The following is a 24,287-nucleotide window of genomic DNA, read 5'->3' on the forward strand; positions in this document are numbered from 1 at the left end:
GTGGGCTACTTCTGTCCGCCAGAGGGCGACTTCCGTCTGGCCGGAGTACGGCCCTGGACTGGCCGGAAAGGGCTCAGCCGCCGTAACGCCGGTGCCGGGCCGCGTAGTCGCGAAGGGCGCGCAGGAAGTCCACCTTGCGGAAGGCCGGCCAGAAGACGTCGCAGAAGTAGTACTCGGAGTGGGCCGTCTGCCAGAGCATGAATCCGGACAGCCGCTGCTCCCCGCTGGTGCGGATCACGAGGTCCGGATCGGGCTGGTCGCCGGTGTAGAGGTGGCGGCCGATCATGTCGATGTCGACGGCCTCGGCGAGGTCCTCCAGGGAGGTGCCCTTCTCCTGGGCGTCGAGCAGCATCGAGCGCACCGCGTCGGCGATCTCCTGGCGGCCGCCGTAGCCGATGGCGACGTTGACCAGTATCCCGTCGACGTGCGCGGTGGCCTCCTCGGCCTCCTTGAGGGTGGTCTGCATCGCGGACGGCAGCAGGTCGGGCGTGCCGACGTGGTGCACCCGCCAGCGCCCGTCGGCGGCGAGGGAGCGGACGACGCCCTCGATGATCCCGAGGAGCGGGACGAGCTCCTCCTGCGGCCGGTCGAAGTTGTCGGTCGACAGCAGCCAGAGGGTGACGACCTCGACGTCCGTCTCGGAGCACCAGCCGAGGAACTCCTCGATCTTCTCGGCACCGGCGCGGTGGCCGTGCACGGTGGAGGAGCCCGCCGCCTTCGCCCAGCGCCGGTTGCCGTCCATGATCACGCCGATGTGCTTGGGCACCTGAGCGTGGTCCAGGTGACCTTCCACCCGGCGTGCGTACAGCCTGACCAGCAGGCCGCGCAGCTTGTCGCGCAGGTTCACGTGATTGTCAGCCCCTCCGTACGGATACGGTCCCCGTGGACCGAAGGGTACCGCCGCCGGGGCTGGGCCTGTCTTTCGGGTGCGAGTTGCGTGCCGCCGACCCACGCCGAAGAAGAAGACGACGACTGGGTCGCGCGGGCACAAAAAACGGGCCGGTCCGTGGGGGGGAGACGGACCGGCCCGAGGGGGGGTTTCCACCATAACCCTTCGTAAGGGATGCTGCGCGCATCGGCATGCCACAACTACTCTCCGAAATCGCTCGGCGACGGGGCGGTGGCCATGAGAGGGCCCCTTCGTGGCGGAATCGTGGCCTCGTCGGGGCCGATTCCCTGGGGAAACGCGTGGGATGCGGACGGATCCGTAGGGTTTGGCGCAGCTTGCGGTCCGCTCGGCGACTTGTCCGCGCTTCCCTCCCCCGGGTGACCCCGACCGCGAACGTCCACTTGACGGCGCACATGGCTGCGGGGTGCGGACACGGATTCGATGCGATGCGCGTCCAGCAGGGGCGGGTACGGGCGCACGGCACCGCGCAGCCCCCTCCACTGCGCGGTGCCGCCGCGCAGCTTTGCTTACGCGAATTGCCTTGGTCTGAACTTACGTGAGCGGCGGAGGGAAAGCGAGTCGGCCGTCATAACAATGTGGAAAAGGTGAGGGTTCCTTGGATGCGCAGGAGGCGAAGGGCCCTCGCGCACGGATGCACGGTTTGCACCAGGCGGCGCGGGCGCGGGTCCGAGCGGACGGTGTCTGACCTACATCCGGCCTGACGTCGCCCTATGGCTGTCACCGTCACATGGGACGAGGCGAGTGCACGACGCCTGGCGCGGCAGTTCCTGGAGCGGCCCGCCGAGCGCGGCACGCCCGTCGCCGGTGTGGTCGGGGCGATGCTCGGCGCGCACGCGCGGGTGCTGTCCGCGGCCGAGGTGTCGGTGGGTGTGCGGGCCGCCGTGGTGACTCGGGCGGACGTACGAGCGGCGCTGCGGGACGACCGCTCGCTGGTGAGGACGTTCGGCCCGCGCGGAACCATGCATCTGCTTCCCGCCACCGAGCTGCCGCTGTGGTGCGGTGCGCTAAGCGCGATCCCGACGGGGCCGAGCCCGTTCCGCCGGATGTGCGGCTGACGGTGCGGCAGGGGCGGGAGTTGGGCGAGCCGGTGGAGCGGGGCGGGGAAGTGGTCGAGGTGAAGGCGGAGTTGGTGGTCGGGGAAGTCACGGTCGGGCCGCACGCGTGAGGTGAGCCGGGGGCGGACTCACGCGCTGGGCTTGCGGGCCTCGAAGAGGTGGCGGGTGCTGTGCGCGACGAACGGGCCCTCGGACTCGATCTGCTCGTGCAGCGCGCGGAGTCGCGGTCGGTACGCCTCGACGGTGAAGCCGGGGACCATCCAGATCACCTTCCGCAGGAAGTGGACGACGGCTGCGATGTCGTAGAACTCGATGCGCAGCCGCTCGGCCCGCAGATCGACGATCTCGAGCCCGGCGGCCTCGGCGGCGGCGCGCTCGCGGTCGGGGTGGCGGTTGCTGCTCTGCTCCTGCGGGAGGGGGCCGAGGAAGTACTCGACGAGCTCGAAGACGCTGCGGGGCCCGACATGCTGGGCGAAGTACGTGCCGCCGGGCTGGAGGACGCGGGTGATCTCGGCCCAGTGCGGGGTGACCGGGTGCCGGCTGCTGACGAGGTCGAAGGTGCCGTCGGCGAAGGGCAGCGGAGCGTCCTCCGGCGAGGCGACGACGGCGGTGCCGTGCGGGCGGAGCAGGGCGGTGGCCTTGGCCACGTTCGGCGGCCAGCCTTCGGTGGCGACGGTGAGGGGCGGGACCTTCGCGTCGGCGCGGCGGAGGGCGAAGTCGAGTACCTCTCCTCCCCCGGTCTGGATGTCGAGGGCGGCGCCGGCATGGGTGAGCCGCTCGGTGAGGGACGTGGCGTATCCCCAGGAGGGGCGCGCCTCGGTGGCCCGCCCCTCGAACCAGGAGAAGTCCCAGCCTTCGGTGGGGACGGCGGCGCCTTCGGCGACGAGGTTTTCGAAGGTATGGGGGTGATCCTCGAAGGTACGGGGGCGCTGCGGCTCGCTCATGCCGTGATCGTGTCAGGGCGGCGTCGGTGGGCGCCGCTGATTTTTACGCCGATCCCTTACGACGGTGTCGGGGCGTCGGGGAGGACGAGCAGCACGAATCCGTCCTCGTCGTGCGGGAGCGTGCCGGTGCGCTGGAAGCCGTGGCGTTCGAGGAGTCGTATGGAGGCGGCGTTGTCGTGGAACGGGTCGGCGTACAGGGGCCGGGTCTTCTCGAGTTCCAGGAAGAGGGCGAGCGCTTTGGTGCCGATGCCGCGCCCCCAGTACGCCCGCCCGAGCCAGTAGCCGAGGAAGCGGCGGTCGCCGTCCCACCACGAGACGATGTTGCCGGCCACGTCGTCTCCGATCAGGATCGTCCGCACGAGGCCGGTCTCGTTGCCGAGCACGCGGGTTCGCCAGTGCTTCATGAAGGCGTCGCGCGGCCGAGGCGTGAAGCTCGACCGCCGGACGGCTTCCGGATCGTGCTCGTAGGCGAGGAAGGCCTCGAGGTCGGAGTCCAGGACCTCGCGCAGGCGTACGTCGGCGTTGCCGTGGCGCGGCTCATCGCTCATGTCGGTCATGTCGAGGAGTGTGGCAGGAGCCACTGACAACGCCGCGCGGTCGGCCGGACGGTCTGCGGAACCACGCCTTCGGAACCACGTCTACGGAACCACGCCTTCGGAACCACGTCTACGGAACCAGCGGCCGTACTTCCTCGGCCACGAACCGCACGAACCCCTCCGGATCCGGCTCGTCCCCCGTCGGCTGCAGGACCACGGTGTCGGCACCGGCGTCCGCAAGCCGCTGCACGGCCTTCGCAACGGCGCCTGCGTCCCCGGCGACACCGAGATCGGGGACGGATGCGAGCCCTTCCGCAGCGAGCTCGGCCCTGAGGCGGGCGGGACCGTCGGGCCCGGTGGCGGCGAGGAGATAGACGACGATCGGATGCGGCCCGGCACCGGAACCGGCACCCGCGCGCCCCGCTGCCTGCCGCCCCTCGTCGATGAGTTGCCGTGCCCGCCGTACCCCCTCGGGTGAGGTCGAGGCGGTGAGCAGGGTCCCGTCGGCGGCCTCACCGGCGAGCCGGAGCGAGCGGGGGCCGGTGACGCCGGCGACGATGGGCACCGGCTCGGCGGGCGGCCAGTCGAGGGCGACGTCGTCGAGGTTCACGTACCGCCCCTCGACGGTGAGGCGCTCCCCGCGCAGCAGAGCCCGCAGCGCGTCGAGGTGCTCCCGCAACAGGGTCACCGGCGACTCGACCCGAGCCCCGACCTGACCCATCCAGTCCTGCACACCGTGTCCGACGGCGAGGATCGGGCGGCCCGGGAACATGCGGTACAGGGTGGCGGCCTCCATGGCGGTGATGGCCACGTTGCGCAAGGGGACGGGCAGCAGTCCGACGCCGACCTTGACCCGCTCGGTCCAAGCGAGGGCGGCCGCGGCCGTGGAGATCCCTCCCTCCCGGAAACAGTCCTCCCAGAGCCAGAGCTCCTCGAGGCCGGCGTCGTCGGCGAGCCGGGCGACGGATCGGAGTCGTTCGGGGGCGAGTTGGGGACGGAACACTGCGCCGAGTCCGGTCATGGGATCTTTCCTACCCGGGTAGCACTCGGCGGACAACAGGAATTCCAGGAGGTGCCCGCGGATGGGGCGGCGTTGGCGTGACGGGCGGGGGACGCTGGTGGTGCACGGACGGGGGGACGACGTCTCGGTCCCCCTGGAAGTCGCCTCGTCGTACCGAGCCCGTACCAGGGGGCTCCTGGGGCGGGACTTCGTCGACGGGGCGCTACTGCTCACACCGGCCGGTGGGGTGCACACCTTCGGCATGCGCATCCCGATCGACGTCGCCTACCTCGACCGCAAGCTGAACGTCATCGCCGTACGCACGATGCCGCCGGGGCGGCTGGGGCGGCCCCGGTTTCGTTCGCGGCATGTGCTGGAGGCGGAGGCCGGGGCCATGGCGGGGTGGGGGCTGCGGGTCGGGGTGCGGTTGACGGTTGAGGTCGAGGCCGGCTGACCCGCCGAGCCGGGCCGGATGCCCTCCGCGAGACCGACCGCTTCCGTGTCCCTCACGCCATCCCCCATGCCGGCTCCCTTGTCATCCCCCGCACCGTTCCGTATGCCGTCCCCCGGGCCATCCTCCGCCCCGCCCGCAAGGTCGCTCCCACGCCAACTCACCGCCGGATTGCCGATATTGGCCGATCGAACCTGGTCACGAGTCTAGGGAGCACCATGCACCGCGCGTAGTGTGAAGCGGTATGGGGGAGCTACGCGCAGACTGGAGGCTCAGGTTGCGGCGCGGGGGCGCGCGCGGTCCCATCGCGGGCGCCGGTGTGCTCGTCGACCAGCGTACGGCGCTGACCTGCGCGCACGTGGTGCGCGATCCGGACGCCGTGATGTGGCTGGAGTTCGCGGAGAACCGCGACCTCGAACCCGTCGCCGCACGTGTCCTGCCCGGCGGGTGGCTGCCGGAGACGGAGGGCGGCGAGGACATCGCCGTGCTGCGCCTGGACAGCCCGCGCCCGCAGGCGCGCCCCGCGCCGTTGGAACCCAGGTTGTGGGGCGGCCTGGAGGTCTCCGCGACCGGGTATGCGGAGGGCTTCGACGACGGCATGACGCTATGGGGCCGTATCAGCGGGGCCAGCGGGGAGCGGGTGCAGCTCGACGCCGTCGCCAAGGCGGAGGTGGTGCGGGCGGGGTTCAGCGGTGCCGCCGTGTGCACGCGGCCGGGCGAAGGGCGTCCCGCCCGCGTGGTCGGGCTCGTCGTCAGCTGGCGCGGGGACATGGGCGCACTGCTGCCCGAGAACAACCGGCTCGCCTTCTCCTATCTGATTCCCGTCGACCGGATCGCCGAACTCTCACCCGTCATCAAGGAGTTGAGCAGTCCGTACGCCTGGGATCACGGCTTCGAGGAGCGGCTGGACCGGTGGTTCGCGGACCCGGACGAGGAGCCGGTGAAGGTCACCGTGGTGGCTCCGGGCAGTGGCAAGGAGCGCTCGCTGCGGCATCTGCTGCACCGCGCCGACCTCGTGTACCGCGGCGGCTCCTCCGGCAGGCCGGATCTCGCCGACCACGCCCTGGAGCACATCGCGTTCCCGCCCGGCCGGTATCTGGCGTACTGGGACTGGCTGCTCGGCACCAGGCGCCGCCCCGCCCAGGCGCCCGCCCTCGCGGCCGACCGCCCACCCCCTACGGTCCTCGTCGACGGCCTCGACGAGGAGCCCGAGCCCGGCCCCCTGATCGACCTCCTCGGCCGGCTGCGGGAGTGCGGCTTCCGGCTGCTGCTCGTCTTCCGCCACGCGGGCGGCACCGGCTGGACCGCGGCGTACGACGAACTGCTGCGGCCCGCGCTCCTCGCCCACGCGGACGCGCTGCTCGCCCGGCTGCGGCGCGCGGAGTTCAACCGCTCGGTCCAGCTCGGCATCGTCGACGACCATTCGCTCGCCTCCGCGACGGAGACGGCCGACCGGCGCCAGGCCGAGCGCCGGATCATCGGCGAGCAGACGGACCCCCATCGGCAACTCACCTCACTGCGCGAGCTGATCAGCACGCTGCGCGGCGACCTGGGGCGCCACGGAGGCCGCCACGGAGGCCGGGCATGAGGCAGCCCAGCACCCGGCCGGCGACAGGGAGCACCGACGACGGGACCAGGACGCATTGCCCGCACCGGCGCTTCACCGGCGCCCCCTGCGGCGGCCACCTCCTGCCCACCGGCCACTGCGCCGAGTGCGGCCGGCACGAGAACGGCCCCGGACTGCCCCCGCTGCCCGGGGACCCGTGGGACCTCGGCCCCCGGGACCTCCTCGCCCTGCCCGTGCGCGAGCCGCGCTCCGAGCGGGCACGGCTCATCGATCCCGAGGCGCCGCTGCGCATCCGTATGGGCTGCTCGTCCCCCGAGTGCGGGGTCGTCTTCGCCCCTCCCTACACCGAGGGTCCGGTGCCGATCGAGGGGTACTGCCCGGCCTGCGGCGAGCCCTACTCGTACCGGCCGGAACTCGCCGCGGGCGATGTGCTGCGCGACCAGTACCGGATCATGGGGCCCATGGCGCACGGCGGGCAGGGCTGGGTGTATCTCGCCGAGGACACCCACCTCGGTGATGTCGTCGCCGTCAAGGGACTGCTCAACCGCTACGAGCGGGACGGCGCCCGGCTCGCCGACGTCGAACGCCGCAACCTCGTCGCCATCCGCCATCCCCGGATCGTCCAGATCCGTGACTTCGTCGCCCGGCGGGACGGCACCGGCCAGGTGACCGGCGGCCATGTCGTCATGGACGACGTCGGCGACGGCACCCTGGAGAAGGTCGTGGAGGAGACCCGGCGCGGGGAGTGGGTGCTCGACATCGAGGACGTCGCCGCGTACGGCTGCCAGATCCTGGAGGCCCTCGGCCATCTGCACGCCGGTGGCGAACCGGTCTTCGTGTACGGGGACATGAAGCCCTCGAACGTGGTCCACCACGGGGACGGCGTCAAGGTCATCGACCTCGGCGGCATGCGCGAACAGGGCCAGAGCGAGCCGCCCGCCCATGTCACCCCCGGCTACATGGCCCCCGAGACCGAGTCCTCGGGTCTGCCCACCGTCGCCCACGACCTGCACACCGTCGGCGCCACACTGCGCGACCTCGCCGGCTGGGCCGTCGACGAGGTGCCCGGCCTCGGCGCCGCCTCCTTCTGGTGGGTCGTCGAGCGCGCCACCCGGCGGGACCCGGACCTGCGCTTCGCGAGCGCCCAGGACATGGCGGGCCAACTGCGCGGCGCCCTGCGGGAGATCCGTGCCCTGCGCGGCAAGAGCGACCCGCCCGAGCCGTCCCAGTACTTCCGGCCGTCCCCGCGGCTGCTCGGCGCCCGGCTCGGTACGGTGCCGGGCATCGAACACTGGCTGGGCCGTCCGCGCCGCCACCGGTACGAGCCGCCCGTCGCACCCGCCCTCGACCTCGGCGCACCCACCCCCACCGAGATCGCGCGCTGTCTGCCGGTGCCGGTGCACTATCCGGGCGATCCCCAGACCGCACGCTTCGAGGTGAGCAGTGGCTACGATCCGGGCCAACTCCTCGGCCAGGACGGCGAGCGGCCCACGTCGGTGGAGATCTGCCTGCACAACGTCCGCGTCCTGCTGAGCCGGAACACGCGGGAGGACCTGGAACGCGCCCAGGAGGAGCTCGACACCGCCGACTCCATTCCCGGGCCGCGTGCCGTACGCCAGTGGCGGCTGGAGTGGCACCGCGCCCTGATCGCGCTGCGCCGCGCCGACCTCGACGACGACCCGCGTCAGGTCGCCGAGGCCAAGTCCCACTTCACTCGGGTCCGCCTCGACCTGCCCGGGGAGTACGCGCCCAAACTGGCCCTCGCCTACTGCGGGGAGTTGCTCGGCGACGACACGACCGGCCCCACCGCCAAGGAGCTGTACGAGGCCGTCTTCGCCCGCAACCCCTCGCACGGCGGCGCCGCCCTGGGCCTCGCCCGGCTCGCGCTCCGCGACGGCGACCGCGGTGCTGCCCTCGACGTACTGGACCGGGTCCGCGCCGGCTCCCTGGACCACACCGTCGCCCGCATCGCCTCCCTGCGCATCCGCGCGGCCCGACTGCCGCACGGTGACGATCCGCTGCCCGCGCCCGCCGAGGTCGACGCGGCGCTGGCCGAGCTGCGCGGCCTCATGCGCCGGAACCCGGGCGTCGGCGAGCCGACCGTGTCCGAGGACGAGGCGCTGCGCCTGAGCACCGAGCTGAACGAATGGAAGCTGGACGCGCTGCACAGCCGTAGCGACGCGCCCGGCACCCCGGGCCGTGGCGCCGGACGGCTCGGCGCCCGCGGCCTGAGACGCCCGACCCCGCAGGAGCGCGAGGTGCGTGCGCGGATGGAGCGGCACTACCGGCAACTGGCCGCCCATCACCGGGAGTCGGCCAGCGCCCACGAACACCTCGTGGACCTCTCCCACGCGGTACGACCCCAGACCGCCATCTGAGCGCACGGCACGCACCCGCACGCAACGCACGCAAGGCGCGCAACGCAGGAACAGGGCAGGACGGCACCGGACCCGGACCGGGACCCCGACCCGGACCCGGTGCGAACGGCGACGAAGCGAAGGAGCGGTGACGTACGACATGAGCAGCCCCACCCGGCCGCCGCACCTGGGCATTCAGCTGCACGTCGACCTCGACCGCGACCTGCGCCCGCACCGCAGCGCCAAGCTCGAGGCTCATCTGCGGGTCGACGTGACCGCAACCGGTGCCGCCGCCGAGCTACCGGCCGTCGAACTCGCCGTGATCATCGCGGTGGACGTCGCCGAGACCCACCGGGCGGCCGTCCGACGCGCCCTGCCCGCCGCGCTGCGCGCCCTGCCCGACGGCATCTCCTTCGCCGTGCTCGGCGGCGGTCCCGAGCCGGCCCCGTGCTATCCGCTGAGCGGTGCCGAGTGGGCCGTGGCCGACCAGCATCACAGACGCCGGGCCGCCTTCGCCGCGGGCGCCGTCCCGCTGCATCGCGACGGTCCGCGCCCCGCCGGGTACGCCGCCTGGGCGGCGAGGGCACGCGCCCTGCTCGCCGCCCGCCCCCTGTCCGTACGCCATCTGCTCCTGATCACCGACGGCAGCAGCGCCCGGGGCGAGACCCGGCTGCACGAGGAACTGGACTCCTGCGCCGGGCAGTTCACCTGCGACGTGTTCGCCGTGGGCCACGACTGGGCCCCCGACCCGCTGCTGGCCCTCGCCGAACGGCTGCACGGCACCGCCGAGTTCGTCGACGACGGGCTCAGCTCGGCGATCACCGCGGCCATCCGGCGACTGCGCCGGGTGCACGCCCCCCAGCTGCCCATCGAGGTGACCGTACGGCCCACCGTCCGCCAGGTGTCCCTGAACGAGAAGGCGCCCCGGCCGCACCGGCTCGGCGGGCTGCCAGCGCCCGGCCGGCCCCATCTGTGGAGCTTCCCCACGTACCAATGGGAGCCGGGCTCGCGCGACTATCTGCTCACCCTCGTCGCCGACGCCGGTACCGACCCGCTGGAGACCGACCTGCAGTTCGCCATGGTCTCCGTCGGCGATGTCCACGTACCCGTCACCGCCCGCTGGCACCACCCCGAGCGGCCCCCTCCGCACGGCCCGGCGGGCAGTGGCACCCTGCGCGGGCTGAAGACCACCACCGTGATGCGGGACGCCCTGCGCAGGGGACTCGTCGCCGTCCGGGAACACCAAGCGGACTCCGCCGAACGCCACTTGGGTCAGGCCGCACGCCTGGCGGCACGGCTCGGTACCCAGTGGGTGCTGGACGAGATCGGCGCGGTCGCCGTCATCGAGGACCTGCGCGCGGGGCGGGTCCGGCTGCGTCCCGCCGTCGACGCCGACACGCTCGCCCCGATGCTCCTGCGCGCCGGATCCCGTCCCGGCGGCCCCCTGACCGACATCGCCGGTCTGCCGCCCGGCCCGCGCTGCGGCCACTGCGACACCCCGGCCGGGAGCGAGGCCCGTTACTGCATCAAGTGCGGGGAGAAGCTGCTGTGACCGTGACGACCGGACGCGCCCCGACCCGGCCCAAGCACTCCCCGGCAGCCTTCTGGCGGCGGCGCCTGCGCCCCTTCCGGACCCGCCGGCTGCTGGAGGCGCACCTGCTGGTCCTGACGCTGTGCGCGGCCGTCGCAGTCAGTGCCCTGCTCATCTCGTACCGCCAGACCCAGCAGGCCGGCCAGGCCCTCGCCTCCCGGGAGGCACCGGCCGTGCAGGGGCTCGCCGCCACCCGGCTCGCGGTGCTGCGTGCCGACTGGGAGGCCCGGTTCCTGGTGGACGAGGAGCTCGCCGACGTCGCCGGCTCGGGCGAGACGTACCGGGCCCAGCTCTCCGCGGCCGACCAGGGCCTGTCCCGCATCGCGGACCGGACGGACCAGGACCTCGGCACCGTCAACGGTCTGCTCGCCTCCTACAGCAGCTCGATCACCCTCGGCATGGCCACGTACCGCGACCAGCCGTTCATGCGGCAGCAGAAGCTCGCCGAGGCCCACTCGCTGCTCACCCGCGACCCCGTCGGACTCGCGCCGCGGCTGGACCAACTGCAGCGCAGCCAGTTACAGCACGCCGAGGACACCGCCACCATGGGGTGGGTGCAGCGCAGCGGCTGGTGGCTCGCCGAACTCGCCCTGGCCGCACTGGCGCTGACCCTGCTCTCCGCACTGTTCGTGCTGCGCGACCGCTGCGGCCGCGACTGGAACCCGTACCTGATCGCCGCCTTCGCCCTCACGGTGCTGCTCGCGATCGTCCCGCTGCTGACGGCGTCCTCCGCCCAGGACGACCTCGACAGCGTGCGCGCGGACCTGCGGCGGATCACGGACATCTCCCGGCAGGACTACTCCAGCGGCGTGGAGCCGGCACAGGCACAGCGGACGGTCACGGAGAAGTCCGAGGAGGTCCGGCGGGAGCTGGCCGACGACACCTGGACCGGCAGGGTGTACCAGGGCACCTTGATCGGCGGCCTGCTGGTCGTCGTCCTCCCCGCGGTGGGGCTCGGTCTCAGGCTCGACAACGACTACTGGAGGCGACGGTGACCCGGCCCTTCAAGCTGCTGGTGCTCCTCGTGGCGCTGCTGCTGGTCTCGGGCGGCAGCCTGGTGGCGGTCTGGGCGCAGCGGGACGCCGAGCAGCCGGTGACCATCCTCGGACCGTGGACCGACAACCAGGAGGAGCAGTTCGAGGAGGTGCTGCGAGGCTTCGGCATCCCCTTCGACTACCAGGGCACCGCGGCTCAGCGCGAGGTGCTGCTCTCCAAGGTGCAGGCGGGGGAGCCCCCGGACATCGCGATCATGCCGGGCGTCGGCGAGCTGGCCGAGTACGCCGACCAGAACCTCCTCAGTGAGCTGGACGGCCTCTACGACGAGAAGGAGTACGGCGCCCCCTGGAAGTCGGCGGGCAGGACCTCGTCGGGGCATGTCTACTGGGTCCCGGTCAAGGCGGACCTGAAGAGCGTCGTCTGGTATCGCGAGGGCGAGGAACCCGCCGGTTCACCGGCACCGCTGGAGAACTGGTGCATCGGCATGGGCGACGACGGCGCCTCCGGCTGGCCCGGCAGCGACTGGATCGAGGACCTCGTACTGCAGCGGGCGGGCCCCGACACCTACGGGAGGTGGGCCCTGGGCCGGGAGAAGTGGACCGGCAAGCCGGTACGCGCCGCCTGGGAGGCGTGGGCCGGCCTCCTCCAGCAGGACAAGGGGGCGGCGAAGAGGGCCCTGCTCAACGACCACCGGGGCGCCCCTGGAGAACACGGGCTCCTGTTCTCAGACCCGGAACCGGAACCGGGCTCGAGCTCCGGCTCGGAACCGGGCACGACCTCGGCTTCGGGCTCTGGCTCGGGCCGCGACTCGGAATCGGGGTCCGGCTCGGGCTCGGGGCCCGCCTCGGGCTCGGGGTCCGCCTCGGGCTCGGGGTCCGCCTCGGGCTCGGGGTCCGGCTCGGGCGCGGCCTCCGGCTCGCAACCAGACTCCGGCTCGAGCCCCGGCTCCGCCCCGGGCGCGCCCTCCGGCTCACAACCAGACTCCGGCTCGGCCCCCCGCTCCGGCTCGGGCGCAGCCTCCGGCTCGCAACCAGACTCCGGCTCGAGCCCCGGCTCCGCCCCGGGCGCGCCCTCCGGCTCACAACCAGACTCCGGCTCGGCTCCCCACTCCGCCCCGGGCGCGCCCTCCGGCTCACAACCAGACTCCGGCTCGGCCCCCCGCTCCGGCCTGGGCGCGGAGTCGGGCCGCGGCTCGAAATCGGGCACCGCCTCGGGCTCCGGCTCGGAATCAGCCTCCGCCTCGGACTCCGGCTCGGGCGGCTGCACCCTGGAGCACCAGGGCTCCTTCGCACGCTCCTTCTACGACGGGAACCCCGCAGCCCTGACCGACTCCGCCCCGCTCCTCCCCGGAGGCCCCTACCCCGTCCGGGCCCACGAGGTGACCGGCGACTTCGCCGCCCTGTTCAGCGACCGGCCCCAGGCCCGGAACCTGATCAAGAAGCTCGCCTCCTCGGAGGGCCAGCGGGCGTGGGCCAAGTATCCGGACGTCTTCTCGGCGAATCTCCAGGTGCCGCGGAAGCCCGGCCCGATCGGGCACGCGATCGCCGACCGGCTCACGGGCAAGCGCCCCCGCTGCCTGGACGCCTCGGACGTCATGGCCCCCGCCGTACGGGACGCCTTCTACGAGGCCGCCCTGCTGACCATCGCCCGGGCCGCGGCCGAGACGGACCTCGGCATCACGGGTCTCCTCCGGGATCTGCAGAAGGTGCAGAATGCACAGCCCGACAGAGATGCGCCGCTGGAGACGGTGTGCAGTACGGCGTGAGTCAGGACCGACGGCTCCGACCGGTCACCCTGCGTCGATCTCGGGTTGGATCTCCACGGTGAAGACGGCGTCCTCGGGACCGTCGCCTTCCCTGTCCTCCCAGACGATCACGCGCACGTGCCTCTGTCCGGCGCCACCCTTCTCCCACTCGGTCACCAGGTCCGTGACGACGAGGGCTGCGACGTACTCGGCGGTCTCCTCCGGATCGTCGGTGACAACGGTCCCCCGCCACCGCTCAGGCCGGCCACCGTAGGGGCGCCAGCCCTGCGAGCCGTGCGGCTCGTCCACCCGGTACACCCAGCCCTTCTCGGTGCCCATGGCACCGATCCTGCCACTCGAGAGGCCCACGCGCCGCAGAGCATCGCGCCGTCAGCGCTGGTCTTCGTCTCCCATGAGACCCGTCTGCACCAACAAACTCCCGCGCTTCCGCGAGACGAAGATGCCCCGCCCCGGCGGCATCGTGCGCGGGCGGACGTTGCCCAGGATGTCGCCCTCGTTCGGATCACCGGAGAGCACGACGCCCTGGGCACCCAGCTCCTTGATCCGCTGCATTAAGGGTTCGTACGAAGAGCGGCCGGCGCCCGCGGTGTTCCGGGCGACGATGAAGCGGATGCCGACGTCGCGGGCGAACGGGAGGAGTTCGGTGAGCGGGGCGAGGGGGTTGCCGCTGGACGTCGAGACCAGGTCGTAGTCGTCGACGACCACGTACACCGTCGGTCCGCTCCACCAGTTGCGTGCCCGCAGTTGCTCGGCTGTGACGTCGGGCGAAGGCGTGCGGCGGCGCATGAGGTCGGCCAGAGCCTCGACGTGGTGGTCCATGGCGTTGGACATGGGCACGTACTCGGCCAGGTGGGATGCCGGGGCGGCGTCCAGGAGCGAGCGGCGGTTGTCGATGACGAAGAGCTTGCAGGAGTCCCCGTCGTGCAGGTCGGTCAGTTGCCTGATGAGCAGGCGCAGCAGGTTGGACTTGCCGGACTCGCCTTCACCGAAGACGAGGAAGAAGGGGTCCTGGTCGAAGTTGACGAAGACGGGTTCCAGGTTGTTCTCGTCGAGGGCGAAGGCGACGCCACGGTCCGGCTCGGCGAGGGCTGCCGGCAGGTCGGCGAGAGGCAATCGGCGTGGCAGGAGGCGCACTGCCGGCGCGCTGGGTGCTGTCCAGTGGCGGTCCACGTCCCGGCTCATGGCCGCGGTCGCCTCGGAGAGGTTGTCGTCGGAGTGGATGCCGTCGATGCGGGGGACCGCAGCCATGAAGTGCAGAGCTTCCGGAGTGACGCCCCGGCCGGGCACGCCCGTCGGCACGTTTCCGGCTGCCTTGCGGTCGAGTTCGGAGTCCATCGGGTCGCCGAGCCGCAGTTCGAGGCGGTTCATCAGCAGGTCCTTCAGGTTCGCGCGGACCTCCATGGCGCGGGAGGCGGTGAGGACCAGGTGGATGCCGTAGCCGAGGCCCCGCGCGGCGATGTCGAGGACGGCCGCTTCCAGGGCTTCGTACTCGGTGCGGAAGTTCCCCCAGCCGTCGATGGCCAGGAAGACGTCACCCCACGGCTGGTCAGCCACCGAGATGTCGCCGCGTGCACGCATCTTCCGGAACGTGGCGATGGAGTCGATGCCGGCGCTGCGGAAGTACTCCTCGCGGCGCGTCATGATGCCGTACACCTCGGCGACCGTGCGGCGGACCCGCTCCGGGTCGAGGCGTGAGGCGACCCCGCCGACGTGTGGCAGCCCGGAGACGGCGGACATGCCGCCGCCGCCGAAGTCGAGGCCGTAGAACTGGACTTCGTGCGGCGTGTGGGTGAGCGCGAAGGCCGAGATGATGGTCCTGATGAGGGTCGATTTGCCGGACTGCGGGCCGCCGACGATCTGCATGTGGCCGGCGGCGCCGGAGAAGTCCCGGTAGAGCGTGTCGCGCCGCTGCTCGAAGGGCTTGTCGACGACACCGAGCGGCACGATGAGGCGGCCCGCGCCCTCGTAGCCGGGCTTGGTCAGGCCTCGGCCCTGTTCGGCGGCGAGTCCGGGGAGCAGGGCGTCCAGCGACGGAGGGTTGTCCAGCGGCGGCAGCCACACCTGGTGCGCGGCCGGCCCTTGCCCGGTGAGGCGGCGGACGATGACGTCGAGCACGGTCTCGGCGAGGGCGTCGTCCCCGTTCACCCGCGGGTCCGGCACCTGGGTCCGGGGATCGGGCTGTACGTAGTGCACCGGCACGGGGGCGGCGGTGAAGGGCACGGGACGGCGGTCCACCGGCAGCGAACCGTCCCCGGTCGTGGCTCGGGCGGAGACGGGCCGGTGCGGGCCGGATACGTAGGCCGCCTTGAAGCGGGCCATTTCGTCCGTGCCGTACTTCAGATAGCCCGAGCCCGGGACGTTCGGCAGGTGGTAGGCGTCCGGCACGCCGAGGGCGGCGCGCGACTCGGCCTCGGAGAACGTCCGCAGGCCGATGCGGTACGAGAGGTAGGTCTCCAGGCCGCGCAGGCGGCCTTCCTCCAGGCGCTGTGAGGCGAGCAGCAGGTGGACGCCCAGGGAGCGGCCGATGCGGCCGATCTGGACGAACATGTCGATGAAGTCCGGCTTGGCCGTGAGGAGTTCGCTGAACTCGTCGATGACCAGGACGAGGGAGGGGATGGGCTCCAGGGCGCCGCCGAGCGAGCGGGCCTTCTCGTAGTCGTGGATGTTGGCGTAGTTGCCCGCCCGGCGCAGCAGTTCCTGGCGGCGGTTGAGTTCGCCGCGGATGGAGTCGCCCATGCGGTCCACGAGGGTCAGGTCGTCCGCGAGGTTGGTGATCACCGCGGCGACATGCGGCAGGTCGGCCATGCCGGCGAAGGTGGCACCGCCCTTGAAGTCCGCGAGGACGAAGTTGAGCGTCTCCGAGGAGTGGGTGACCGCGAGGCCGAGCACGAGGGTGCGCAGCAGTTCGGACTTGCCGGATCCGGTGGCGCCGACGCACAGGCCGTGCGGGCCCATGCCGTCCTGCGCGGCTTCCTTCAGGTCGAGCATCACCGGGGTGCCGTCCTCGCCGACCCCGATCGGGACACGCAGGCGTTCGGCACGGGAACGCGGGCGCCACGTGCGGCCGACGTTTACGGATTCCGCGTCGTCCAGGTCGAGGAGATCGGTGAACTCCAGGTTGGCGAGCAGCGGTTCATCGGAGTCGCTGCCGGACGCCATGTAGAGGGGCGCGAGTTGGAGTGCGAGGGCCTCGGCGCCTTCGTGACTGAGGCGGTCGGGCGTCCCTTCGTAGACGTGCCCGTCGCCGGACTCCAGGCGCAGCGCATGGGGATGGACGACGACCGAGAGGCCGCCGCGTGCCGTGGTGAGTCTGCCTGGTACGACCTCGATGACCGTGACACCCTGCAGCCCCTCGGCTGCCGCCAGCGCCGACAGCGGCGACAGTGCCTCTCCGTCGAGTACGACGACGATGTGCGGCTGTTCCAGGAGGGGCTGGCCGCCGGCCTGGAACCGGGGACGGCCTTCGAGGTGTTCCTTGAGCAGCAGCTCCAGGTCATGAGCGTTGGACGTGATCAGACGCCGGCTGTCCGCTCCGTCACTTCCGTCGGTCTGGGCGTGGGGAAGCCACTTGGCCCATTCCCAGTGCGGGGCCGCGTCGTTCCCGGTGGCGATGGCGACGACCAGGTCGTCCGGAGAGTGCAGCGAGACCAGGGAGGCCACCATGGCGCGCGCCGATGCGCGGACATGGCTCTCGTCCCCGCTGATGGTGAGGTGGTAGAAGGCGCGCAGCGAGATCGCCATGGGCAGGCCCTCGATCGTGCTGTGCGCGGTGAGGAACTGCTTCATGGCCCCGGCGGTGAGCGGCTCCAGCTCGTCCACCGGAGCCGTCTCGGGAGCGATCAGTGGGGTGGCGAGCTGCTGACTGCCCAGCCCGACCCGTACCTGCCCGAAGTCGTCGTCGCTGATGCGCCGCTCCCAGATGCGGCTGCCTTCGGCGACCAGGGCCCACAACTGCTCGGGCGCCGGGTGCAGATAGAACTGCGCGTCACGCTGCAGCCGCGCGGTTCTCAGCACCGCACGACGAGTTTTGGCCAGGTATTTCAGGTAGTCCCGCCGCATGTCGGCGAGTTGGCCCTGGGTGCCGCGCCGGTAGCGGACGAGCATGGCGATGCCCATGGCGATCGTCGACGCGATCATCACCATGCCCATGATGCGCATGACCGGGTTCGGCGTCATGAAGAAGAACACGACGGAACCGCCCATCCCCAGCATGGGCAGCAGCTGCATCAGCGCCCCCTCCTGCTGCCCTCTGGGCAACTCGGGCGGGGATTGCAACTGCACTGGCTCGGCGGGCACCTCGGTGGGCAGAGTCCTCGGTGGCCGTTTGACGACGATCTGGCTCAAAGCTGACCCGTCCCCCTCGCGGTCTGAAGAGCCCCTGTCCGCACCCCCGTGGCGCCGACTTCAATCCGGACCGGATCTGGAGCAGATCCTACTGGCGAGCACTGACATCGCGGACGGTAGGGTTGCGCCACGCGTGTGCGCACCCGCGAAACGCGAAACCCGCGAACAAGCAATGGTTTCGGGGGCATTCACGGTCGTTCGGGATGAGACCGCAGTGAGAGCGGACACGCGAACGAACGGAACAAGGGCGCGGCCCGCGATCTGAGAAGCACCGCGAGGGGGAGCAGTAGGTGCCTACGACGGGGACGGTTCGAGCGGCGGCAAACACCGGCGGACATGCGGGAGCGGGGGCCCATACGGGACCGGGGGCGCCGACCACGCGCAGCACCGGCTTCCGCCGGATCATCGTGGCGGCACCCGACAGCCGCATCGATGTGGCGCTGCCCGACGACATTCCGCTCGCGCACCTCTGTCCGGAGATCCTGCGCCTGTCGGGGCAGAGCCCGGCACCCGGCGCCCCGGTCGGATATCACCTGGTGCGCCGCGACGGGACGGTGCTCGACGAGGCACGCTCACTCGCCACGCAGCGCATCGCCGACGGCGAGTTCCTGCTGCTGCGCCCCTTCTCCGAATCCCTTCCGCCCGCGGTGTTCGACGACGTCTCGCATGCCACGGCCAGCGCCGTCACCCGGGACCGCGCACTGTGGAACGACGAACTCCTGCGCTCCGCAGGGCTCTTCGGCGGCTGTGTGCTCCTGCTGCTGCTCGCCTTCGTGGCCTGGAGCTCCGACGTCCGCCACGACATGCACGGCCTCGCGGGCATCGTGGCGGCGGTCTCGGGCGTGGTGCTCCTGGCGATCGCCGGGGTACGGGCCCGGGTGTACGGCGACCGCGGCTCGTGCGTGGCCTTCGGCACAGGCGCCCTCGCGAACCTGGGAGTCGCCGGCAGCGGACTGCTCCCGCTGTCGGCCGGGGAGGGCATCGGCAGGCTGCAGTTCCTGCTCGCCTGCGCCGCCGTGCTGGTGGGAGCGGTTGCGCTGGTGGTCCTCACACCGAGCGGTGACGGCCCCTTCGTCGCCTTCGTCTTCGCCTCGGGCACGGGCATGCTGCTGACGTTCGTGTCGATCCTCACCGAGATGAGGCCGGTCGAGACCGCGGCGGTCTGCTCCCCGCTCGCCCTGGGTGCCCTCGCCTTCCTGCCCGGCCTCGCCACGCGCTTCGCCCGCCTTCCCATCGGCTTCGATCCGCCACGCACCGCCGTCGGCAGCGGTTACGACGACACCGATGAGGACGGCGACGGCGCCGGTGCACCCGCCGCGGTCGACGCCGAACGCATCGCCGCTCGAGCACGACGCGGCCATGAGCTGCTGCTCGGCCTGGTCGGCGGCTGTGCGCTGGTCGCGACGGCGGCAGCCGCGGTGCTCGGGTTCTCCGACGACCTGTGGGCCCAACTGCTCGCACTCGCCACGGGCCTGGCCCTGCTGATGCGCGCCCATCTGTTCCGGCACACCGTTCAGGTGGGTTGCACGCTCGCGGCGGGCCTTGCCTCGCTGGTGCTCCTGGGACTCGGCCTCTCGCTCAACCCGCCCGGCTGGATGGTCCTGGAGGCGCTACGGGGTGACGGCACGGCCCTCGACGTCAGGCTGGTGTGGCTTTCGTTCGCGGTCGTCGTCGTCACCGGGGCGATCACCGCGATCGCGCTGGTGGTCCCCAGCAAGGGGGTCACCCCGTTCTGGGGCCGATTCCTGGAGATCGCCGAGAGTTTCGTGCTTCTGACGCTGCTGCCGCTGTGCCTTGCGGTGTTCGGCGCATACCAGCAGATGCGGTCGCTCTCTTCCTGAGGGCAACGGGCTGACGGGCTTTGAGGAAGAGGCAGCGGAACAATGGCATCACGACGGGACGAGCTCAACGCCTACACCTTCGCGCGACGGCGCCTGGTCGGGCAGTTCCTGCAGCCCAACCCGAACGGCACGGAGGAGGGCTGGCCGCGCCCGCTGCGCGCAGTCGTGCCGGGTGCGATCGTCGCGACGGTCATCCTCGCGGCGTTCGGGGCCTGGGGCATGTTCAAACCGGCCGCACCACAGGGTTGGGACAACCCTGGGGAGAACGTCATCATCTCGAGCAAGTCCACCACGCGGTACGTGATCCTCAAGACCGACGGCAAGGCACAGCTGCACCCGGTCCTGAACATGTCCTCGGCGAAGCTGCTGCTGCAGCCCGACAAGGGCAAGGTCATCAACGTCGACGAATCGGTCCTGGACAACGGCAGGATCCCGCACGGCCCCACCCTCGGCATCCCGTACGCCCCCGACCGTCTGCCCGACGCCGACGAAGCCGGGTCGAAGAAGCGCTGGGTGGTCTGCGAGCGCCCCGGTGAAGGCGGCCGTGCCATCGAGAAGGCGGCCTTCATCCTCGCCGCTCGCGACATGGACCGGACCGAGGGCGCGGAGCGGCTGCGCGGCGGCGAGCTGATGTACGTGGAAGGCCCGGGGCCGGACCGCACACGCTACGTGGTCGACGCCCAGGGAACGGCGTACCCCGTGGCAAACGAGGAACTGCTCCTGCGCACGGTCGTCGGCGAGGACCGGCAGCCTCAGCGGGTGTCGGCCGGCTGGCTGAAGACCCTGCACCAGGGCGACACCATCGCCTTCCCGAAGATCCCGGACGCACCCGGCACCGACGCCGGCATCCAGGGCCGGTTGCCGGCCGAGGCGAACAAGGTGGGCATGGTCCTGGAGGCGCCGTCCGGTACCAGGATGCAGAAGTACGTCGTCCTGAAGGGGCGGGTCGCGCCGGTCTCCGACTTCACGGCAAAGCTCCTGCTCAGCAGCAAGGACCTCACCAGCCTCGGGCAGGCGAGCCGGGCGATGCCTGTCAGCGCCGGCAGCTTCACACCCGGGGAGCCTTTGGGCGCGGAGAAGACCTGGCCTCAGCAGCAGCCCGAGCCGGTCAACTCGGCGAGCACCGACGAGGGCAGCCGCAACACCCTGTGCAGCGTCCTGCGCGACGTGGACGAGGACACTGGCGCCACGACCCTGAGCACGTGGGTGGGCAAAGCCTTTCCCGCCACGCTTCCCACGGGTTCGAGCAGCGCGTACGTCACGCCGGGCTCGGGCCAGTTCTTCCGCCAGTTCACGGGCTCGTCGACCCGCTCCGGCTTCTTCTTCCTGGTCACCGACACCGGCCTGCGCTATGCGATGCAGTCCAACGGTGACAGCGAGACGGACGACGCGGGCATCGGCTCCTCGGGCTCGGCCGCGGAGCGACGGGAACAGCGTGAGGCGGCGCTGCAGGAAGCTCAGCAGGCGCAGAACCGCCTTGGCTACAAGGACGTGACGCCGGCGCCGATCCCGGCCGCGTGGTCCGCGTTCCTGCCGACGGGGCCGCGGCTGTCGACGGGGGCGGCGCGGCAGCCGCAGGGCTCGTGAGCGGGCGGGCCGGGTAATGCGTACGGATCGCTTCTTGCGCCGCCTCGCCGGTACGGCCGCTGCCGCCCTCGCGGTCATCGGGGTGTCCCCGTCGCCCACGGCCACCGCGGCCGGTACGGCAGACCAGTGCACCTTCGGAGGCAGGACGTACGAGGGTCGGCCCTGGGCGCTGCAACGGGTCCTGCTGGACGAGCTGTGGAAGCAGTCCACGGGCGAAGGCGTACGCGTCGCGGTCATCGACACGGGCGTGGACGTCAAGAACCCCCAGCTCACCCCGGCGGTAGACGTCAAAAGCGGCCGCAACTACCTCCCGAAGAACCTCAAGGACGACAGCGGCAACAAGATCGAGCGCGGCCGCGAGGACGGCACCACCGACGTGGTGGGCCACGGCACGAAGGTCGCGGGAATCATCGCCGCCAGGCCGGCGAAGGGCACGGGCTTCGTCGGCCTCGCTCCCAAGGCGACGATCATCCCGATCCAGCAGAACGACGCGGAGGGCCACGGCGACACCAAGACCCTGGCGGCGGCGATCGACTACGCCGCCAACGAGGCCAAGGCCGACATCATCAACATCTCCCAGGACACGGTCAACCCGATCGACTCCACCTCCACACTGAAGCAGGCGGTGGACAACGCCCTGGCCAAGGAGATCGTCATCGTGGCCTCGGCGGGCAACGACGGCCTCGGAGGCAACGTGAAGAAGACCTACCCGGCCTCGTACGAAGACGTCCTGGCCGTGGCCGCCTCCGACCGCAACAACGAACGCGCCGCCTTCTCCCAGTCCGGCGACTTCGTCGACGTCGCAGCCCCTGGCGTCGACATGGTCTCCACCGTGCCCGGCGGCGGACACTGCGCCGACAACGGCACCAGCTTCTCCGCCCCCTACGTCGCCGGCGTCGCCGCCCTCATCAAGGCCAAGCACCGCAACTGGACACAGGAACAGATCACCGCCCAGATCATGCAGACCGCGGAACGCTCCATCCCCGGCCACGACCGCCTGGTCGGCTGGGGCGTCGTCGACCCCGTACGCGCCCTGACGGAGGACGACAAACCGATCGAGCAGCCGGTGCCGAGCAACGAGGGCGCGGGGCGGGCCGAGGCGCCCACGGTGGCCCAACTCCCGCTCGGGGAGACGCCGCAGGAGCGGGCAGTTCGCCTCGGGACCTATGCGGTGGTGGGCAGCTTGGTGCTGGTGGCGGTCATCGGGGGTGGGGCGGTGACGGTGCGGGATGCGCGGAAGAGGACGTCTTCCGGACGGACCTCAGGACAGTCCTCGGCATAGCCGAGAAGGCCGTTGGTCCTGTCACTGGTAGTGGCTAGAGTGACACGCATGCACTCGGTGACGTTCGCGTCACCACGATCGCAATGACCTGCGGTCGTAGCAAACGGGGAGCACGGGGGTTACGGGGGAGGGTGACTGTCATGCCGTGTGCCGGCACTTCTGCCTGAAGAGGGAACACGTGCATCTCTCCAAGCCGTCGGGCCCCACCACAGCTCCGGAAAGCACCGGAAAGCACCCGAAAGGAACAACAGATGGCAGGAACCCAGAAGGTCACAGACGACGTACTGCGGCAGTTCGAGCAGGAGCTCAACGAACGCTTCGGCTCGGTGAAGCAGCAGCTCCAGCAGCTGCACGCCGTGATCGACGGTGTGGAAGGCAAGTGGCAGGGCCAGGGCGCCGTGTCCTTCGACCGAAAGCAGACCGAAATCAACGAGCGCATGGCCCACATCGGCAACCTGCTCGTCCGCTTCCAGAACGCGGTCAACGACAACCGCCGCATCGCCGGCAGCAACGACGAAGAGATCTACCAGGCCCTGGCGGGCATCGACACCGGCAGCTCCGGCTCGGCCGGCGGCGCCGCGGCCCCGTCCGCGAAGACCTCGGCCTTCTCCGGCATGTAGCGCAGCAGCACCGCAGCACTGCAATACACCGGAACACCGGCTACGAAAGGAAGTTGGAGCAGCCATGGCAGTGGACAACGGCACCATGCTCGTCACCTACGCGGAACTTGAGCGCGCCGCGGGGGACATCACCTCCCAGGCCAAGAAGCTGGACACGGACCTGGAAGCCCTCCAGCAGCGGATGAAGGACCTCTCCGCCTTCTTCGAGGGCGAGGCCAAGACCGCGGCGGACGGCCTCCACCGCGAGTGGGACATCAAGGCCAGGGAAATCCACCAGGCCCTGAACGCCATCGCGAACGCGGTCCGCGAGGCGAGCGCGGCATACAGCGCCGCCGACCGAAAGGCCGCCGCCAACTACTGACGCGGCAGGCCTGGTTCAAGACTCAGGGTGGGTACGCACGGGAGGTACCCACCCTGAGTGGCTTCAGTTGAGTACGCGTACGCACTCCTTACCAGGCATCAGCGCCCATTCACCGCGCTGCCCGCCGCCATACCGTGCCTGCATGCCAGAACAGCCCGGGCCGACCCGCACAACCACCGCACCGGCAGAGCCCAGTTCCTCGTCCTCGCTGCTCCCCGCCCTCGGATGCGGCTGCGCCGCGCTCATCGGCATACCCCTCATGGCCGTACTCCTGCTGATCGGCACACTCGCCTGGGGCAACCGGGGATCGACCGACTTCCCCCGCGTCGCGCCCGAGGACATGACGAACCGTGCCTTCCAGCACTCCCAGGAGGCGTACGACGTCATGGGGTTCAAGCGCACTGTGGAACCGGGCGTCGAGGACATCGGCGTCAGCACGGAGAACACGCTCAGCTCCAGCTTCTGCTGGACCAGTGGTCCGCTCGGCCTGGAGGACAAGACCGTCGACGGCGCCTACCAGATGAGCCACGGCTGGGCACTGGACGACGTGCCCGCGAGCCAGGCGGTCTCCGGCCTGCGCCGACTGCACGAGCACCTGAAGGACGAAGGCTGGGAGGTCTCGACCTACCGTGAGGGTGGGAAGGCCAACGACTGGCGCCTGTCCGTCCAGCGGAACGACGGAGACGAGCGGATGTCCTTCACCTGGTACCCGGACCGGCAGTACTTCACCGGCGGCGCGACCGCGCCCTGCGCCTACGACCCCACCTGGCAGACCGGCGACACGGGCCCGTCCGGAGAGGGCCAGAGGCCCCCGGCGCTCGGTCCCTCCCAACGGGGCTGAACCTGTTCCAGGGTTTCCAGACCAATCACAGCCCCTTGAGCCCATCCAGTCCCACTGCCCGGCGCCCCTGCCTCACTACCGGCGGCCCTCCGCCACTACCGCTCCTGGTGCGCGAGGGCACCGCCGCGCTGATCAGCGATTGCCCACCCAGCAGTACGGCGGCTCCACCCTGAGATACCAGCGGCTACTGAGTACGTTCGCTCATGCCCCGCGTGCCCTCCCCCGGAACGATGCTGTGC

Annotated in this window: 17 protein-coding genes and 2 pseudogenes; 13 read left to right on the plus strand and 6 right to left on the minus strand. The window is 71.3% G+C overall.

Features of this window, described 5'->3' with window-relative positions:
- Positions 1 to 73 precede the first annotated feature (73 nt).
- Complete coding sequence (locus ACZ7L6_RS12350; RefSeq protein ID WP_471922714.1) at positions 74 to 847, minus strand: isoprenyl transferase; 774 nt, start codon at positions 845 to 847, stop codon at positions 74 to 76.
- A gap of 773 nt (positions 848 to 1,620) precedes the next feature.
- Here ACZ7L6_RS12350 and ACZ7L6_RS12355 point away from each other — a divergent pair.
- Positions 1,621 to 1,971, plus strand: a pseudogene (locus ACZ7L6_RS12355) (DNA glycosylase AlkZ-like family protein); the annotation flags it as partial.
- A gap of 122 nt (positions 1,972 to 2,093) precedes the next feature.
- Here ACZ7L6_RS12355 and ACZ7L6_RS12360 read toward each other — a convergent pair.
- The 3 genes from ACZ7L6_RS12360 to ACZ7L6_RS12370 form a co-directional block, all read right to left on the minus strand.
- Complete coding sequence (locus tag ACZ7L6_RS12360) at positions 2,094 to 2,909, minus strand: class I SAM-dependent methyltransferase (RefSeq protein ID WP_471922716.1); 816 nt, start codon at positions 2,907 to 2,909, stop codon at positions 2,094 to 2,096.
- A gap of 56 nt (positions 2,910 to 2,965) precedes the next feature.
- Entirely contained in the window at positions 2,966 to 3,466 is a 501-nt protein-coding gene (locus tag ACZ7L6_RS12365; RefSeq protein WP_471922719.1) for a GNAT family N-acetyltransferase, read from the minus strand.
- Between the two features lie 109 nt (positions 3,467 to 3,575).
- Positions 3,576 to 4,466: an LLM class flavin-dependent oxidoreductase gene (locus tag ACZ7L6_RS12370; RefSeq protein WP_471922721.1), complete on the minus strand. Its 891-nt coding sequence runs from the start codon at positions 4,464 to 4,466 to the stop codon at positions 3,576 to 3,578.
- Positions 4,467 to 4,527: 61 nt separating this feature from the next.
- On the opposite strand from ACZ7L6_RS12370, the gene ACZ7L6_RS12375 reads away from it, so the two are divergent.
- From ACZ7L6_RS12375 to ACZ7L6_RS12400, 6 genes and pseudogenes are all read left to right on the plus strand, one after another.
- A complete protein-coding gene (locus ACZ7L6_RS12375) occupies positions 4,528 to 4,899 on the plus strand; it encodes a DUF192 domain-containing protein (protein WP_471922724.1) in 372 nt (123 codons plus the stop codon).
- A gap of 241 nt (positions 4,900 to 5,140) precedes the next feature.
- Entirely contained in the window at positions 5,141 to 6,484 is a 1,344-nt protein-coding gene (locus tag ACZ7L6_RS12380; RefSeq protein WP_471922726.1) for a S1 family peptidase, read from the plus strand.
- On the plus strand, positions 6,481 to 8,841 hold the full coding sequence (locus ACZ7L6_RS12385; protein ID WP_471922728.1) for a tetratricopeptide repeat protein: 2,361 nt from the start codon (positions 6,481 to 6,483) through the stop codon (positions 8,839 to 8,841). The genes ACZ7L6_RS12380 and ACZ7L6_RS12385 overlap by 4 nt, the downstream gene beginning before the upstream one ends.
- A 139-nt stretch (positions 8,842 to 8,980) precedes the next feature.
- Entirely contained in the window at positions 8,981 to 10,372 is a 1,392-nt protein-coding gene (locus ACZ7L6_RS12390) for a vWA domain-containing protein (RefSeq protein WP_471922730.1), read from the plus strand.
- The gene (locus ACZ7L6_RS12395) at positions 10,369 to 11,406 is read left to right on the plus strand and encodes a hypothetical protein (RefSeq protein WP_471922732.1); all 1,038 of its coding nucleotides are present in this window, start codon (positions 10,369 to 10,371) and stop codon (positions 11,404 to 11,406) included. Before ACZ7L6_RS12390 ends, ACZ7L6_RS12395 begins: the two co-directional genes overlap by 4 nt.
- Positions 11,403 to 12,131: pseudogene (locus ACZ7L6_RS12400) on the plus strand (extracellular solute-binding protein); the annotation flags it as partial. The gene ACZ7L6_RS12395 and the pseudogene ACZ7L6_RS12400, both read left to right, overlap by 4 nt.
- Positions 12,132 to 13,196: 1,065 nt before the next feature.
- Here the strand turns inward: ACZ7L6_RS12400 and ACZ7L6_RS12405 are convergent.
- Together ACZ7L6_RS12405 and eccCa are read right to left on the minus strand one after the other, a co-directional pair.
- Positions 13,197 to 13,490 (minus strand): hypothetical protein, encoded by a 294-nt coding sequence (locus ACZ7L6_RS12405; RefSeq protein WP_471922734.1) that lies wholly within the window; start codon positions 13,488 to 13,490, stop codon positions 13,197 to 13,199.
- Positions 13,491 to 13,541: 51 nt separating this feature from the next.
- Positions 13,542 to 17,516 (minus strand): type VII secretion protein EccCa, encoded by a 3,975-nt coding sequence (eccCa, locus tag ACZ7L6_RS12410; protein ID WP_471922736.1) that lies wholly within the window; start codon positions 17,514 to 17,516, stop codon positions 13,542 to 13,544.
- Positions 17,517 to 17,806: 290 nt separating this feature from the next.
- Between eccCa and eccD the strand changes: the two genes are divergently transcribed.
- From eccD to ACZ7L6_RS12440, 6 genes are all read left to right on the plus strand, one after another.
- Positions 17,807 to 19,357: a type VII secretion integral membrane protein EccD gene (gene eccD, locus ACZ7L6_RS12415; protein WP_471922738.1), complete on the plus strand. Its 1,551-nt coding sequence runs from the start codon at positions 17,807 to 17,809 to the stop codon at positions 19,355 to 19,357.
- 42 nt (positions 19,358 to 19,399) lie between these two features.
- A complete protein-coding gene (gene eccB / locus ACZ7L6_RS12420; RefSeq protein WP_471922740.1) occupies positions 19,400 to 20,944 on the plus strand; it encodes a type VII secretion protein EccB in 1,545 nt (514 codons plus the stop codon).
- A gap of 16 nt (positions 20,945 to 20,960) precedes the next feature.
- On the plus strand, positions 20,961 to 22,226 hold the full coding sequence (gene mycP, locus ACZ7L6_RS12425; protein WP_471922742.1) for a type VII secretion-associated serine protease mycosin: 1,266 nt from the start codon (positions 20,961 to 20,963) through the stop codon (positions 22,224 to 22,226).
- A 251-nt stretch (positions 22,227 to 22,477) separates the two neighbouring features.
- Positions 22,478 to 22,846 (plus strand): WXG100 family type VII secretion target, encoded by a 369-nt coding sequence (locus ACZ7L6_RS12430; RefSeq protein ID WP_471922745.1) that lies wholly within the window; start codon positions 22,478 to 22,480, stop codon positions 22,844 to 22,846.
- Positions 22,847 to 22,910: 64 nt separating this feature from the next.
- A complete protein-coding gene (locus ACZ7L6_RS12435; protein ID WP_062720929.1) occupies positions 22,911 to 23,207 on the plus strand; it encodes a WXG100 family type VII secretion target in 297 nt (98 codons plus the stop codon).
- A gap of 142 nt (positions 23,208 to 23,349) precedes the next feature.
- Complete coding sequence (locus tag ACZ7L6_RS12440; protein WP_471922749.1) at positions 23,350 to 24,048, plus strand: hypothetical protein; 699 nt, start codon at positions 23,350 to 23,352, stop codon at positions 24,046 to 24,048.
- Positions 24,049 to 24,287: the final 239 nt, after the last annotated feature.

The sequence above is a fragment of the Streptomyces sp. NPDC107522 genome (assembly GCF_055657525.1).

Coding starts and splice junctions, on each gene's coding strand:
- ACZ7L6_RS12360 (WP_471922716.1), bottom strand. CDS start 2,909: ATGAGCGAGCCGCAGCGCCCCCGTACCTTCGAGGATCACCCCCATACC.
- ACZ7L6_RS12365 (WP_471922719.1), bottom strand. CDS start 3,466: ATGACCGACATGAGCGATGAGCCGCGCCACGGCAACGCCGACGTACGC.
- ACZ7L6_RS12370 (WP_471922721.1), bottom strand. CDS start 4,466: ATGACCGGACTCGGCGCAGTGTTCCGTCCCCAACTCGCCCCCGAACGA.
- ACZ7L6_RS12375 (WP_471922724.1), top strand. CDS start 4,528: ATGGGGCGGCGTTGGCGTGACGGGCGGGGGACGCTGGTGGTGCACGGA.
- ACZ7L6_RS12380 (WP_471922726.1), top strand. CDS start 5,141: ATGGGGGAGCTACGCGCAGACTGGAGGCTCAGGTTGCGGCGCGGGGGC.
- ACZ7L6_RS12385 (WP_471922728.1), top strand. CDS start 6,481: ATGAGGCAGCCCAGCACCCGGCCGGCGACAGGGAGCACCGACGACGGG.
- ACZ7L6_RS12390 (WP_471922730.1), top strand. CDS start 8,981: ATGAGCAGCCCCACCCGGCCGCCGCACCTGGGCATTCAGCTGCACGTC.
- ACZ7L6_RS12405 (WP_471922734.1), bottom strand. CDS start 13,490: ATGGGCACCGAGAAGGGCTGGGTGTACCGGGTGGACGAGCCGCACGGC.
- eccB (WP_471922740.1), top strand. CDS start 19,400: ATGGCATCACGACGGGACGAGCTCAACGCCTACACCTTCGCGCGACGG.
- mycP (WP_471922742.1), top strand. CDS start 20,961: ATGCGTACGGATCGCTTCTTGCGCCGCCTCGCCGGTACGGCCGCTGCC.
- ACZ7L6_RS12430 (WP_471922745.1), top strand. CDS start 22,478: ATGGCAGGAACCCAGAAGGTCACAGACGACGTACTGCGGCAGTTCGAG.
- ACZ7L6_RS12435 (WP_062720929.1), top strand. CDS start 22,911: ATGGCAGTGGACAACGGCACCATGCTCGTCACCTACGCGGAACTTGAG.
- ACZ7L6_RS12440 (WP_471922749.1), top strand. CDS start 23,350: ATGCCAGAACAGCCCGGGCCGACCCGCACAACCACCGCACCGGCAGAG.